Below are 13938 nucleotides of genomic sequence, written 5' to 3' on the forward strand. Positions count from 1 at the left end.
GGAAGGCGGCGCCGGATGCCGTCTCCGCGAGACTCCGCGAACCACCGAGGTGGCGCAAGCATGAACAGCGGCTTGAGCGAGCAGGAAATAGCACATTTCGCCTCGCTGTTTCACCGGCCGGAACATGTTCGCCGGATTCTGTTGCTGGCGGGACTCCCTCCGGCCAACCAACCGGTGTGGCGGGAGGGTTCCGCCCAGGACTACTGGCGCGAGATCAGCTTCCTGCTTTCCGCCGGCATTCTCGTCGGCGGGCGGAACAGCCTGTTCACCGCAGCGGATCAGCTCACCAGGTCAGCCGCGCCCGGCGCCGTTGGGCCGACGTCCGTTCCCACCGAGGTGACCGCCGAGGCCGGATTCCCCGGAGTGGCGGTGTACAACAGCATCGGCGTCATGATCACCCACGGCGGCACGATGATCAACGACTTCCGCGGCGCCGAGATGCCTGCGGAGCGGCCCGTCGACCCCGGCGCCCGGACAGGCATCGCGTCCTCGGCCCCCACCTCCCTGATCGGTGGCCGCACGCGGACCGGCGGGGGTGCAGGCTCCCGTCTCTCGTTCGGGCGGTGGTTATCCACCTTCGGCCGACGGGCGGACCAGTCGTGCCGGCCGCGGCGATCCAGGTGATCACGCCGGACTGCTGGGCGGCGACGATCAGCCCGGCTACGGTGGCCGTTCACGTTCCACCGCCGGGGCCGACCGCCCCCGCAGCCCATTCATATCAGTAGTCATAGAACAGCAGTTGCCGCATGAGTCGGATATAACCAAGTTTGTCAGTGACGACACGGCACGACGATCGAAGCGGCGGGGACCGGCATGGCGATGAGGTTGGGCAGTTCCTACACCCTGGAATCCCTGGTCGGGCGGGGTGGGATGGGGGAAGTGTGGCGAGGTCACGACCAGCACGGCCGAGCCCTCGCCTTCAAGCTCCTGCTGCCGGAACTCGCCACCGACCAGAAGATGGTCGCCCGGTTCGTACGAGAACGATCTGTGCTCCGCCGCATTCGGTCGCCGTTCGTGGTGAACGTCTGGGATCTGGTCACCGAACACGATCGACTGGCCATTGTGATGGATTTCATCGAGGGTCCCGACCTGCGCCAGTATCTGCGTTCCCGGGGGACGCTGTCGCCGGCCGAGGCGGTTGCCCTGACCGTCGACATCCTGACCGGTCTTGGCGTCGCCCATGCCCTTGGCATCGTCCACCGCGACCTCAAACCCGCGAACGTCCTGCTTGACGCCAGCGGCCCGGCGCCGCACCCGAAGGTGACCGATTTCGGGATCGCCAGCGTGGTGGGTTCCACCAAGCTGACCACCAGTCAGGATGTCTTCGGCACGCCGACCTACATGGCCCCGGAGATGGTCAACGGCGCCCAGACCGGTCCGCCCGCGGACGTCTACGCCGCCGGCATCATGCTCTACGAGCTGGTCAGCGGGGTCGCACCGTTCGCCGGGCCGATGCCGCTGGCCGTCATGCGCGCCCACGTCGATCTCCTGCCCGGACGTCCCCCCGGCCTCGACGACGCGCTGTGGGCCGTCCTGTCGGCCATGCTCGCGAAGAATCCCGCGGACCGGCCCGGGGTGGCGGACCTGTGCGCGCTCCAGCCAGGCCTCGCGGGCCGACCCGCCCTGCCGCCGCTGCGATCGCCACCGCCACCCGTCGCGACCGAATCGTGGCCAGGGCCGGCTGACACCGCCGATCCAGCCACCGTGACTCCGCCACAGCCAGCGGCACCCGCAGCGGCAGCGGCAGCGGCCGGCCCGGAACCGGAAGCGCCCGAACCTGCGACGGAGACACCCGAACCGGAACCGGAGACACCGGAACCGGAAGCGCCCGAACCGGAACCAGCCGACGCCGCGGCTGCGCCACAGCCGCAGACAGCGGCGGCACTGGCAACGGAGACGCCCCACCCGGCAGCGCAAGCACCCGGGCCGGAACCGGCCGACGCCGCCAACCCGAGGACCGCGGCACCGCTACAGCTGCGAGCACATCCACCAGCACCGGCAACGCCCGTCCCGGCGACAGGGGCGCCTGGGCCGAAGCCGCGCCGCCCTCGCCGCCCGCTGGCCGCGCACGGCACCGGCAGCACGCACGGCGCCCGCTGGCGGCGGTTGTCCGTCGTTGTCACCGTCATGGCGGTCCTCATCGTCCTCGGGACGACGGCTTTGACGGCCCCGTCGAGCCGAGGGTCGGACCCGGACGCCCAGCAAAAGCTGGCGGCCAGCGACCCGAGACCCGAGGCCCGTCCGTCAACCACCGCCGCCTCTCCGACCATCGCCGAACCCGGCCACACGGCGCCAGCCGTGCCGCCTACCGGGACGGGGACGGGGACCGGCACCGGGACCTACCCGACGCCGGATCCGGCGGCCGGGCCCGCCGCCGGTGATGCCCCGGCAGGGCGCGTGGCCTCCGCGGCGAATCCGGCGGCCGGGCCCGCCGCCGGTGATGCCCCGGCGGGGCGGGTGGCCTCCGCGGCCGGATCGGTCGCTCCCAGGCCGCAGCCGGCAGCCGCGAACGCAGGTAATCCCGCGGCGGTACCAGCACCAGCGGCGGCAGCGCCGGCGAGCAAGACCTGGGTCGACACCGCGACCGGCGCCTGCCTCGACAGCGATGGCAGCAGGGTCTACACCCTCGGTTGCAACGGTGGCGACTACCAGCAGTGGATCCGTGACGGGCTCCGGCTCCGCAACGTCCATTTCGGCAACTGTCTGACCAGCAAAGCCGGCGGATACAACGCGGAAGGCGCCCCGTATCCGGACGGCCTGTACGTGATTGCCTGCGACGGGACGAGCTCCCAGCAGTGGGTGGCCTCGTCGGGCACCCGTTTCGGACAGACCCTGCGTAACGCGGGTACCGGAAAATGCCTGGACAGCAATCAGTCAAGCCCGGAGGGAAAGGGCTACCAGGCCTACATGCTGCCCTGTAACGGCGGAAACTACCAGAACTGGACATAGGCGCCAGATAGCCATGCTACTTTCAGTAAGCGAATCGGCCGGCAGCCCGGCGGGGCCAGCCGCGCGGTGACATTCGGGCGTCGAGGACCGCGCTCCAGGCGGGAAGGGTCGACGCGGTGACAGCGAGATGACTCGAGGCGACCGGCCTGCGATGTCACGCGGCCAGAGGCCTGCGTTGGGAGACGCCCGTACGTGACCCTGAGTTCAGGCGCCGATCGGAACGGTGGGCGCGGTGGGAAGGACAGCTGCGGAGTTCGCGGGGACAGCCGAGGGAGCGGGAGCCGCCGCGAGGTAGGTGCCGATGAGGGAGGTGTCGTGCGCGGCGGCCTGCACCAACGGATGGGCCAGCAGGTCGGACAGGAAGGGGGCGGTGGTGGCGAGGCCGGGGCCGTCGACCACCGTTTCGCCGAGGGCGCGGCGCATCCGGGCGAGGGCGCCGGCACGGTCGGGGGCCCAGACGATGACCTTGGCCAGCAGCGAGTCGTACAGCGGCGGGATGCGGTAGCCGGTCTCGAGGTGGGTGTCGACGCGGACGAACGGGCCGCCGGGCAGGCCGAGCCGGGTGACCAGACCGGGGGTGGGGCGGAAGTCGCGGGCAGGGTCCTCGGCGTTGACGCGGCATTCGATGGCGGTGCCGCGGAACTCCACGTCGGCCTGGGTGTAGCCAAGCGGCTCGCCGGCGGCGACACGCAGCTGTTCGGCGACCAGGTCGATGCCGGTGACCATCTCGGTGACGGGATGTTCGACCTGTAGGCGGCAGTTCACCTCCATGAAGTAGTAGCCGCGGCGCAGCGGATCGTAGAGGAACTCGACGGTGCCGGCGCCGACGTAGCCGGCGGCGAGCACGGCGCGCACGGCGGAGCGGCCGAGTTCCTCGACGCCGGCCTGGTCGACGTTCGGTACCGGGGACTCCTCGACGAGCTTCTGGTGGCGGCGCTGCAGCGAACAGTCCCGTGCACCCAAATGGATGCCGGCTCCGTGGGTGTCGCAGAGCACCTGGATCTCGACGTGCCGGGCGGAGGCGAGGTAACGCTCGAGGTAGAGGCGTCCGTCGCCGAAGACGGCGAGGGCGGTGGCGCGGGTCTGGGTGTAGGCGGCGGCGACGTCCTCGCGGGAGTGCACCACGCTCATGCCACGCCCACCGCCGCCGGCCACAGCTTTGAGGATGATCGGGTAGCCGATCTCGTCGGCCAGGGCGAGTGCGGCGTCGGCGTCGGCCAGCGGCTCGCGGCTGCCGGGCAGCAGGGGCAGGCCGGCCTCGCGCATGATGCGGCGGGCGATCGCCTTGTCGCCGAGGTCGGCCATCACGGACGCGGGCGGGCCGATCAGGACGATGCCCTCGTCCTCGCAGACCTCGGCGAACTCGGCGTTCTCGGAGAGGAAGCCGTAACCGGGGTGGATGGCCTGCGCGCCGCGGGTGCGGGCGGCCTCGATGATGGCGGGGATGTTGAGGTAGCTCGCCTTGGACGGTCCCGGCCCGACCTGCACCGACTCGTCGGCGGCGCGGACGGCGGCCGAATCCCGGTCGGCGGCCGAATGCGCCACGACCGTGCGGATACCCAGCTCCTGGCAGGTGCGCACGACCCGCAGGGCGATCTCGCCACGGTTGGCGATCAGCACGGTGTCGAACATCAGCCGTTCCCGTCGGTGGCGCCGGCACCGGCTACGGGGGCGAGGACGAGCAGGGGCTGGTCGTGCTCGATGGCGCTGGCGTCCTCGACGAGGACGCGCACGACGCGGCCACCGCGGTCGGCCTCGATCGGGATCATCAGCTTCATCGCCTCGACGATCCCGACCTGCTGGCCGGCCCGCACGATGTCACCCTCGGCGACGAACGGTGGCTTGCCCGGTTCGGGCGACCGGTAGAACATTCCGACCGAGGGTGACCCGATGGTGAACGTTCCCGGCTCGTCCGTCACCGTCGCGGCGGCCGTGCCACCCGTGCCGTTCAGCGTGCCACCGGCACCGTTCACCGCAACGCCCTGCGCGCTGGCCGTGCCGTTGACCGCGCCGGTCGCGCCGTTGCCGTTGGGGAGCGCGCCGGCACCGCCCGGGACGTCCGCGGCCCCCGACAAGGTCGAGGTGAGGGCCGCGGGACCGCTGGTCAGCGCGGACGGGGCCGCCGACCAGCGGGTACGCGCCGCGGCGGGGTTGGCGGGAGCGGGTCCGGCGGCGGTGGGGGCCCAACCGATCTCGACGCTCACGTCGCCGGCGCAGGCGCGCACGAGGCTTGGCGCGTAGGGCGCGCGGGCGGCGAGGTCGAGCAGGTGGGCGCCGAGCAGGCCGACCACCGCGTCCACCGCCGGCAGTGCGCCGCCGCCCAGGTGGGACACGCGGTTCTCGTCGTCCGCGTCGCCGCCCCGCACGGGCTGGGTCGCCTGGTCGATGGTCATCGGTGTGCCTCCACGGTCTGCTCGTGCGGGGACTGCTCGTGCCCGGGCTGGTCGTCGGTGGCGGCGGCGTGCTTGCCGGCCGCGTCCGACGGGGTGGACGTGTCGCTGTCGCTGTCAGTGGCGTTGGCGCCGGCGGTGGGGACGCCGAACTGGCGGAAACGGGTGCGGCGGCGGGTGACCAGGGTCATCTGGTCGAGGGGGGTGAGTTCGGCGAGGCAGATGCGCAGGGCGGCGCGCAGGGCGCTGGCCGCGGCGGCGGGGTCGGCGTCGGCGCCGCCGTCGGGTTCGGGGATGACACCGTCGACGATGCCCAGGCGCAGCAGTTCACGGGAGTTCACCCGCAGGGCGGCGGCGGCGCGGGGAGCGGCGGCCGGGTCCTTCCACAGGATGGACGCGCAGCCCTCGGCGCTGATCACCGAGTAGACGGCGTTCTCGCACATGAGCACCCGGTCGGCGAAGGCGAGTGCCAGCGCACCGCCGCTGCCGCCCTCACCGGTGACGACGGCGACGACCGGAACGGCGAGGCTGGCCATGAGCCGCAGGTTCTCCGCGATCGCGACGGCCTGCGCCTGCTCCTCGGCTTCCATCCCGGGGTAGGCGCCGGCGGTGTCGATCAGGGTGATGACCGGGAGGCCGAGCTTGGCGGCCAGTCGCATCACCCGGGCGGACTTGCGGTAACCCGACGGGGTGGGCATCCCGAAGTTGCGGTGGCGCAGCTCGTCGGCGGTGTGACCCTTCTGGGTGCCGATGACGGCGACGGGGACGCCGTCGAGGCGGCCAAGGCCCGCGACCAGGGCGGGGCAGTCGGCGGACATCCGGTCGCCGCGCAGTTCGGTGAAGTCCTCGAGGATCATGTCGATGTAGTCGAGGGTGGAGGGGCGACCGAGGCGGCGGGCGGTGCGCACCGACTCCCAGGAGTCACGCTCGGGCAGGTCCGCGATCTTGGTGAGGATGGCCCCGCCGGCGCGCAGCGGCTGGCGGGGAATGCCGTCGTCGCGGCGACTGGACACCGACAGCAGCCGGCCGAGGGTGGGGCGCAGGTCGCGGCGCGGGCTGATGATGTCGACGACACCGTGGGTCCGCAGGAACTCGGCGGTCTGGAAGTCGGCGGGCAGCACCTGGCGGATGGTCTGTTCGATGACGCGGCGGCCGGCGAACCCGAGGCGGGCACCGGGCTCGGCGATGATGACGTCCGCCAGGGTGGCGAAGGACGCGGCGACCCCGCCGAACGTCGGATCGGTGATGATCGAGACGGTGAGGATGCCGGCCTCGTCCAGTTGGCCGAGTGCCTGGCTGGTCTTGGCCATCTGCATCAGGGCGATGGCGCCCTCCTGCATCCGGGCGCCACCGGAGGCGGTGACGGTGATCAGCGGCGTGCGTTCCCGCAGCGCCACCTCGGCGCCGCGGGTGAACACCTCGCCGACGGCGGCACCGAGGCTGCCGCCGAGGAAACGGAAGTCCATGACGACGACCACGACCGGGTTGCCCTCGATCGTGCCGTGGACGGCGAGGGCGGCGTCATGCAGGCCGGTGGCGGCCCGGGCGGCGCGCAACCGGTCCGGGTAGGGCCGGGAGTCGACGAAGCCGAGCGGGTCACCGTCGATCGCCAGGACGTCGATGTCGCGGCGCGAACCGGGGTCGAGCAGCTGTTCGAGCCGGCCGTCGGCGGTCAGCGGCGCGTGCCAGCCGCAGTCGGCGCAGACCCGCGCGGCCCGGTCGAACCGCCGGCCGTAGATCATCGTGTTGCAGCCGCCGCACAGCAGCCAGGACGATCCCGCGGACCCCTTCGTGCTGGCGGTACCAGGATCGCGGCTGCTGCTCGCTCCCAGGGTGGCCTCGATCGTCATGACGGACTGCCTTTCCTCTTAGCCCTGGCCCAGTAGCGGCGCGGTCGGGATGTAGGTGGTGGCGGACGCGGGCAGGCGGGCCCCGGCCGCGCGCAGGGCGGCGGCGCGTTCGTGGAACGCCGCACCTGTCATCAGGTGGGCGGCGACGTCGGCGACCTGGCGGTTGCCCACCTCGGCGAGGTAGGTCCCGGCCACCCAGCTGTTGAACGCGCCCATCGCCGGGCCGCACCACACCTGGTAGTCGGCGGCGCGGTCGGGTTCGCCGGCGATGCTCCAGCCGGACGAACGACCCAGGTACCAGCGGAAGATCAACGCCATCCGCCGCCGTGGGTCACCCTGGGCCCGGATGATCTGGTCGGGGTCACGCCGGGTGAAGAACTCGACGCAGTCGGCCCACACGTCGTCGAGGGAGCGGCGGAACACCTTCGCCTCGAGGTTCGCCCGGACGTCGGCGGGCAACGCGTCCACCCCGTCGTGGGCGCGGTAGAGCTCGTAGAGCGTGCGGGCGCGGCCGGGGAACAGCGTGCCGCGGCGCAGCACCTGCACCTCCACGCCGAGCTCGAACATGTCCGCGGACGGTGCCATCGCCGTGTCGGCGACGCCGGTGGCGCCCAGCAGCCGCTTGGTGATCGCGGACTGGTCGGCTTCCACGGTGGCCTGGTTGACCGATCCGGTGACGACATAGGCGGCGCCGAGCGCGAACGCGGCCGCCACCGCCGCCGGGGTGCCCAGGCCCCCGGCCGCGCCGACCCGCACGGCGTGGCGTGCGCCCTGCTCGCGGCGCAGCCGTTCGGCCAGGGCCAGCAGCTCCGGCAGCAGCACGGTCAGCGGCCGGCGGTCGGTGTGCCCGCCGCTGTCGGCCTCGGCGCTCAGATCGTCGGCCAGGGGCACCTCGCGGGCGAGCGCGGCCTGGTCGGCGGTGACCACGCCGGCCGCGAGCAGGTCGCGCACCAGCGCCTCGGGGGCCGGACGCAGGAACCGTTCGGCGACCTCCGCCCGCGACACCTTGCCGACCACCCGGTGGGTGGCCTCGACCCGCCCGTCCCGGCCGCGGCGCAGCCCGGCGAGCCGGTAGCGCACGAGCTGCGCCGTCGGTTCGACGAACGCGGACGCCTCCAGGGTGGTGACCCCGTGGCGCAGGCAGGCGTCGATGGTCGCCGCCTCCAACGCCGCCTCGCTCGGGCTGTGGATGAGGTTGCAGGCGAACGGCGCGCCGGCGGCGTCGCGGACGATGGCCGCGAGCGCCTCGTCGATCCGCGCCGGCAGCACCCCGGCGGCGCCGAACGAGGCGAGGAACCCGGCGCGGGCGAGGGCGGCGACCATCGGTGCCGACGCGATGCCGTTGGCCATCGCACCGGCCATGTACGCGTACCGCACGCCGTGCGCGGCGCGGAAGGCACCGTCCCCGAGCGCCGTCGCCGGCCGCGGACCGGCGGCGGCGAGTACCTGCCCGCCGGCGGCGACCACCCGGGCGACGTCGGCCTGGTCGCCGCTGGTGCGCACCCGGGTGCCCTCGCGCAGCACGTAGCAGGGTGCGTCGAGGGCGAGCAGATCCCGGTAGGCCTGCCCGGTCACACCGGTCCGCGGTGGACTCGACGCGTACCGCGGTAGCGCGGACGGGCTTTGCGGTACAGCGGGCGCGGTTTGCGGTAGGGCGGAAACGGTCTGGGCGGGGACGGGTTGGGGGGACGTCATGGTCACCATGGCGCGGCTCCATCCTCACGCAGCTCGACGGCGATGTCGGTCATCTCGTAAATGCGCAGACCTGGCTTCCACACACTGGCGTCAGCGGTCACCCGCACCCGTCCCGGACCACGGCGCACGGCCTTGATGTGCACCTCCAGGCGGGTCTCGCCGTCAGTCGGCAGGAACTGGCCGCGATACTTCCAGGAGAAGGCCGCGCCGACCGGCAGGATGAACGCCGCCGTGTCGCCGATGTCGGCGGCGTGCGGCGAATCGAGCAGCCATTCCTGCATCGCCTGGACGACCGATTCGACGCCGAGCGAGCCGGGAATGACCGGGTCGAGGTTGAAATGGCGGGCGAAGAACCAGTCATTCGGGTCGATGGGGCGCACCGCGTGCAGATAGCCCTCGCCGTAACGGCCACCGCCGTCGACGACGTCGACGATGTCGAGCAACGCCAGATGGTCGCGGGCGACCAGACGGGCGGCCGGGTCGGCGCGGCGGGCGGCGACGTCCAGGGTGCGGGTCGCCGGACGTGGCGTGACCGTGTCCAGCCAGGTCGGGACGAACTTTCCGGCGTCCAGGCCGGTCTGGTTCGCCAGCGCCGCGTCGCTGAAGTAGCCGAACAGCGTCTCGCCCTCGTAGAACGGCTCGCCGTCGGCGAACAGGGTGTAGGCGAAGTTCTGCAGCGACGACCCGGGCATGTCGGTGGTCGAGAGCAACTGCGAGTGTTGGCGGATCGTCACGTCCCGAAGGTCGATCTCGCGCAGCACCGTCGCGGAGCCGCCGAGGTTGCGCAGGCTGACGACGGCGTCCGGATCGCCGAGGGTGGCGCCCAGGTAGTAGCCGACCATGAGCGCGGCCTGCAGCGATGTCTCCATGTACACGCAGTTCGGCATGGACGCGTTCGCCGTGTCGGTGAAGTACCAGCTGTCGGCGTGCGCGTCGTACTCGGTGATGTGCCAGGAGCCGCCGGCCAGCGACGCCTGCTCCCCGCGGGTGCCGTGCAGTTCCAGGACCCGGTCGACCAGCAGCAGCCCACCGGAGGGCAGCCGCGTCGCCTTGCGTCCGGTGTAGCCGGCGAACTCGGGGCCGAGCGCGATCGCCTGGTCCCCGCGGCAGAAGTGCGCCATGTGGAACTCCGAGAGCAACGCCCGGTCGCCGTACCCGTTGCGCCGCCCCAACCACGCGGTTGGACGGCCACCGCGGGCCGGCCCAACCGCCAGCCCATCGCCTTCACGCAGTCCGATGACTAGGTCGTCGACCCGCGCGAGCAGCTCGCCGTCCGTCCCGGTGCCGCTGTCGGCACCCAGCCGGCGCAGCTCGACGTCGGCGCGCAGCCACGGCCGCGGCACCAGGTCGATCTCGGCGATCTCGACGACGAGCACCACGGCCTCGGCCGTCCCACCGCCGCGGACCAGCCGCGGTCCGCCGTCGTCGGCGCCGCGGCCGGACGCCGTGGTGTTGTCGACGAAGTGCGCGTGCGGCAGGCACAGGTGCAGCCCCGTGTACAGGGCGAACAGGCGGACGGCCTGGGCCGCGGCGGCCACCAGGTCGGCGTCGGTGAGGTCCGCGCCGGTCGCGGCGCCCCCGGCGGGCAGCGCCGGACGGGCCAGCAGCAGCCCGCGCCCGGACCGCCCACCACGCGCTTCGATGCGGTCGACCGCGGCCAGCAGCAGGGGGCCGCCGGCGGTGAGCAGGACCGCGGCGTCGAGGCCCTCCTGGTCGTAGGCCGGGCCGAACACGGCGGCGATCTCGGCGCGGGTGAGCCGGCCCAGGTCCGCGCTGTCCAGAGCGGCGACGTCGGTGCGGGCCAGCGGCTTGAACGATCCCTCGCTGGTCGCCCTGGTCCGCACCGGTCCCGCCGGCAGCACCACCGCGGCCGCGGCCGGCCTCGCAGGCGCCAGCCCGGTCACCACCGTTCCCGCCGGAGTCGTTCCCGCCGGTGTAGCCGACGGGACGAGTCCGAGCTGGGCGAGCGCCCGGCGCTGCAGGCCGCTCTGGGCCCGCAGCGCGCTGGCATGCGCCGCCATCGTGGTCGTCCGCAGCAGCCGGATCATGTCCGCGACCGTCACAGCACCGGCACCGGCCGAGGTGCCGACCCTCGGCAGAGCATCCGTGGCCGCGGGGACGGCCACCTCCGCCGAGCCAACAGCGAGGACGGCGGGGACGGCGGTAGGGACGGTCGAAGCAGGGACCGTCGGCGTAGGGACGGCGACGGACGACGGGTCGGGAAGGGCCGGGGTGACGGTACCGGCGAGGGAGGTGGGGTCGAAGGGCTCGCCGTCGAAGCCGAGGTCGTCCTCCGCCTCGGCCACGGGCTGGTGGTCCATGACGGTCATCGGCGATCGTCCTCGTTCTCGGTCGAAGTGTCGTGCCAGGAACGGACGGCCTCGCTGAACTTCGCGGCCATCCCGGGCGTCGCGGCGACGGTGACGTCGCGCAGCCGGACGAGCACTGTGCCGTCGGGGGCGTGCGCGGTCGCGGTGACGGTGGCCGTGCCGCCACCGTCATCGACCCGCGCCTGGTCCAGGACCAGGACGAACGGCTCCGCGTCCGGCAGCGGCCGCAGGTATTCGGCGCGGCCGATGGCCAGCGGCAGGCAGGCCTGGCCCAGCAGCGCGTGCCCCAGCACCGGCGGGCCCTGCAGCAGGACGTCGACCAGCACCGGGCTGTGCAGCGCACCGCCGTAGGCGGCACGCAGGTCACGGTCGTCGGCGAGCGTGCACTCGAGGACGAGCCGGTCCGCGCCGCGGGCGAGCACCCGGCGCATCCCCTGCAACCGTGGGCCGTGGAACTGGGTGCCCTCGGTGTAGATGGCGAGCCCGTCCAGTGGACCGGTACCGAGCGCGTACCCCGGCCAGCCACCGCCGCCGGCATCGCCGCCGTCCGGGCTGGTGGTGCTGTCGTTCGGGCCGGCGAGCAGGAGGGTGGCGGCGTAGTGCGGGACGGGCAGGTGGCCGGGGCGGTCGCCGCGGACGGCAGCGCGCAGGAGCAGGCGGCCACCCGGGTCGGAGCCGGCGGGTTCGAGGATCACCTGGGCGGTGTCCGGGGCCGAACCGTCGAAGACGATGCCCTTGTGCACGGTGAACCCGTGCACCTCGACGACCCGGCGTCCGGGGTGCGCCCGCTCGGCCACATTGATCATCCAGCCGAGGCCGAACGTGGCCGGCAGGACCAGGTGCGCGCCGACCCGGTGCGCCGCGATGACCGGATGGGTGTCGATCCCGGCGAGGGTGCGCCGGGCCCGCAGGGTGGTGCCGCCCTCGGCGGCGGTCTCGGCCAGCGCCCGGTCCGGGCCGACGAGCACGCACACCTCGCCCGCCCGGTCGGCGCGGAAGGTCTCGACGAAGGCGCTGGCGCCGGCGTCCGGGGCGAGCAGTTCCACCCCGCGCGCGGCGAACAGGTCACGCAGGCCCGGAGTCACCATGCCGCCGTCCCAGGCGCCCCAGTCGATCGCGACGACGTGCGTGTCGGGATGGGCGTGGCGGTGCGCGGCGGCGATCCGGCACAGCGCCTCGTTCGCCGCGGCGTAGTCGGCCTGCCCCGGGTTGCCGAACAGGCCCGCGACCGAGGTGAACAGCACCAGGTGGCGCAGCGGCGCGTCCTCGAGTCCGGCGAGCAGCGCCCGCAGCCCGGTGAGTTTCGGCGCGAACACCCGGGCGACGTCGGCCGGGGTCTTGTCGACCAGGCGGGCGTCGGCGAGCACCCCGGCGCCGTGCACGATGCCGGTGACCTGCCCGCGCACCTCGGCCAGGGCGGTGCGTACGGCGGCCGGGTCGGTGACGTCCACGGCGACGTACTCGGCCCGCGCCCCGCTGGCGGTGACCGCGGCGAGCGTCGCCCGGATCTCCCGGCCCGCGAGCAGCCCCTGGTAGATCCGTTCCACGTCGCGGGGCGTCGGTCGGGTGCCCTCGGCCCGCAGCTGGGCGATGACGGCGGGCTTCAGCGCGGCGTCGGTGACGCCGGCCGCCCACCCCGGCTCGTCGGCCAGCGGTGACCGTCCCAGCAGGACGAACCGGGCGGGCACCCGCGCGGCGAGTGCCCGCACACACAGCGCGGTCACCCCCCGCGCACCGCCGGAGACGACGATCACGTCGTCCGCCCCCACCGTCAGCCCCGCCCCCGCACCCATCACGCCGGACGGCTCGGTGCTGCCGGACGGCTCGGGTCGGATGTTGGCGCGGGGGTCGAACAGGCCGGGCACGATCGTCCACCGGGTGACCGGGTCGCCGGTCAGGCCGACCTCGGGGGTGTCCCGGGCGGCGTCGTGCAGTTCGGTGTCCAGGAGCGCGGCGAGGGTGTCGACGCTCAGCCGCGGGGACGCGTCGAGTGCCCGGCAGAACACCGTCGGCGCTTCGGCGTCGAGTGTCTTGACCACGCCGCCGACGCCACCGAGCAGCGAGGAGACGGGCCCGGCGGTGCCATGGTGGCCGAGTCCGCCGTCGAGTCGGGTCAGGGTGACGAACGCGGCACGGGTGCCGTCGGCGGCGGTGGCCGTCAGCGGAGCGTGGGCGTGCCGCGCGATCTGGATGGTGTCGGCGAGTCGGGCGACGGTCGGCTCCCAGCCGTCGCCCGGGGTGAGCACGGTCAGGCTGAGGTCGACCCGTCCCTCGAACGCCCCGGTCAGCGCCCGCTCCACCGCCCGCGCCCGCTCAGTCGCGTCGTCCGGGCTGGTGTCGCCGTGGACGGTGGTGTCGAGGTCGAGGTCGAGCTCGCGCACCGTCCAGCCGCGGGTGCGCAGGTCGGCGGCCAGCGGCGCGGCGTCCGGGCCGGCCCAGTGGGTGAGGACGGCGACCGGTGCCTCGGCGTAGGGGCTTTCCAGCCGGTCGACGGCGGGCAGGGTTACCAGCCGGACGACGCGGCGAGGCGCCGGGCCCGGCTTACCGGCTTTTGGGTCGACACCACCTGCCTCCGCGCCGGCCTGGCCGGTGGTGGTGGTGGCTCCTACCGCTGGTGGTGCCGCGGCGGTGACGAACTCGGTGATCTGGTCAAGCGTGCGCAGCTCCGCGAGCTGCTCAGGGCCCACCGTCGGCGCCTGCGGGAACCGCTCCCGCAACGCACCC

The 13938-nt window shown here is 73.5% G+C and carries 8 protein-coding genes; 2 read left to right on the forward strand and 6 right to left on the reverse strand.

The genetic code is table 11. The annotated features are described in order from the left end of the window. Positions 1-60 precede the first annotated feature (60 nt). Positions 61-624, forward strand: coding sequence for an effector-associated domain EAD1-containing protein (locus MXD59_RS13665; RefSeq protein WP_248825108.1), 564 nt, complete (start codon positions 61-63; stop codon positions 622-624). 189 nt (positions 625-813) lie between these two features. Beyond that, complete coding sequence (locus MXD59_RS13670) at positions 814-2949, forward strand: serine/threonine-protein kinase (RefSeq protein WP_248825110.1); 2136 nt, start codon at positions 814-816, stop codon at positions 2947-2949. 204 nt (positions 2950-3153) lie between these two features. Here the strand turns inward: MXD59_RS13670 and MXD59_RS13675 are convergent, their stop codons facing one another. From MXD59_RS13675 to MXD59_RS13700, 6 genes are all read right to left on the reverse strand, one after another. Further along, a complete protein-coding gene (locus MXD59_RS13675) occupies positions 3154-4581 on the reverse strand; it encodes an acetyl-CoA carboxylase biotin carboxylase subunit (protein ID WP_248825112.1) in 1428 nt (475 codons plus the stop codon). Then, a complete protein-coding gene (locus MXD59_RS13680) occupies positions 4581-5342 on the reverse strand; it encodes an acetyl-CoA carboxylase biotin carboxyl carrier protein (RefSeq protein WP_248825114.1) in 762 nt (253 codons plus the stop codon). Before MXD59_RS13680 ends, MXD59_RS13675 begins: the two co-directional genes overlap by 1 nt. After that, positions 5339-7189, reverse strand: coding sequence for an acetyl-CoA carboxylase carboxyl transferase subunit alpha (gene accA / locus MXD59_RS13685; RefSeq protein ID WP_248825116.1), 1851 nt, complete (start codon positions 7187-7189; stop codon positions 5339-5341). The genes MXD59_RS13680 and accA overlap by 4 nt, the downstream gene beginning before the upstream one ends. A gap of 18 nt (positions 7190-7207) precedes the next feature. Continuing rightward, complete coding sequence (locus MXD59_RS13690) at positions 7208-8893, reverse strand: PfaD family polyunsaturated fatty acid/polyketide biosynthesis protein (RefSeq protein WP_248825118.1); 1686 nt, start codon at positions 8891-8893, stop codon at positions 7208-7210. Beyond that, a complete protein-coding gene (locus tag MXD59_RS13695; protein ID WP_248825120.1) occupies positions 8887-11214 on the reverse strand; it encodes a hotdog family protein in 2328 nt (775 codons plus the stop codon). The genes MXD59_RS13690 and MXD59_RS13695 overlap by 7 nt, the downstream gene beginning before the upstream one ends. After that, positions 11211-13938: SDR family NAD(P)-dependent oxidoreductase (locus MXD59_RS13700; RefSeq protein WP_248825122.1), on the reverse strand; the 2728-nt coding region annotated here is incomplete at its 5' end. The genes MXD59_RS13695 and MXD59_RS13700, both read right to left, overlap by 4 nt.

It is taken from the genome of Frankia umida, assembly GCF_023242945.1.
Lineage (GTDB): Bacteria > Actinomycetota > Actinomycetes > Frankiales > Frankiaceae > Frankia > Frankia umida.

Coding starts and splice junctions, on each gene's coding strand:
- MXD59_RS13665 (WP_248825108.1), top strand. CDS start 61: ATGAACAGCGGCTTGAGCGAGCAGGAAATAGCACATTTCGCCTCGCTG.
- MXD59_RS13670 (WP_248825110.1), top strand. CDS start 814: ATGGCGATGAGGTTGGGCAGTTCCTACACCCTGGAATCCCTGGTCGGG.
- MXD59_RS13675 (WP_248825112.1), bottom strand. CDS start 4,581: ATGTTCGACACCGTGCTGATCGCCAACCGTGGCGAGATCGCCCTGCGG.
- MXD59_RS13680 (WP_248825114.1), bottom strand. CDS start 5,342: ATGACCATCGACCAGGCGACCCAGCCCGTGCGGGGCGGCGACGCGGAC.
- accA (WP_248825116.1), bottom strand. CDS start 7,189: ATGACGATCGAGGCCACCCTGGGAGCGAGCAGCAGCCGCGATCCTGGT.
- MXD59_RS13690 (WP_248825118.1), bottom strand. CDS start 8,893: ATGGTGACCATGACGTCCCCCCAACCCGTCCCCGCCCAGACCGTTTCC.
- MXD59_RS13695 (WP_248825120.1), bottom strand. CDS start 11,214: ATGACCGTCATGGACCACCAGCCCGTGGCCGAGGCGGAGGACGACCTC.